The 478-nt window shown below is 66.9% G+C and carries 1 protein-coding gene; it reads left to right on the plus strand.

All coding sequences use genetic code 11. The features are described 5' to 3' along the window. Positions 1 to 96 precede the first annotated feature (96 nt). Positions 97 to 478 (plus strand): hypothetical protein (locus tag EN884_RS38130; RefSeq protein ID WP_128361238.1); only part of this gene is annotated, 382 nt, incomplete at its 3' end.

A 478-nucleotide genomic window follows, 5' to 3' on the forward strand; every position in this document is an offset into this window, starting at 1 on the left:
TGGTCAACCGGCGGATGTCTTGCCGCTATACGATCTCGACGCTCCTGCACCGCCGCAGGGCCAGACACGGCAGGGCCAGACACGGCAGGGCAAGACATGAGCGCGGTTTCAACCGACATCGACCCAGCCGGCGGTGGCGAGAAAAAATGGCGACGGCGCGGTCTTGCCGCGCTCGCTATCCTGCTGCCGCTGACGCTGGCCGAAACCAGCTATGAGAGCATCCGTGAATGGCTGCATGGCGAGGACCTCATCGCCAGGGATGTCGAGTTTGGCCAAGGCGCGCCGTTCGGCGGCAGCGAATGGCGGCTGGCCGATTTGCGCGGCGGCAAGGCCGGCCGCTTGCCCGAGCATGCCTTGGCCGTCATCGCCACCTTCGCCGTCACGGTCGGCGATCCCGATCTGCAAAAGCAGTGGCTGGGCTGCAAGGTGATGCTGACCGACGCCGCCGGCCGCCGCTGGCTGCCCGACTTCATCTCCG

Source organism: Mesorhizobium sp. M7A.F.Ca.AU.001.01.1.1, from assembly GCF_004022735.1.
Lineage (GTDB): Bacteria > Pseudomonadota > Alphaproteobacteria > Rhizobiales > Rhizobiaceae > Mesorhizobium > Mesorhizobium ciceri.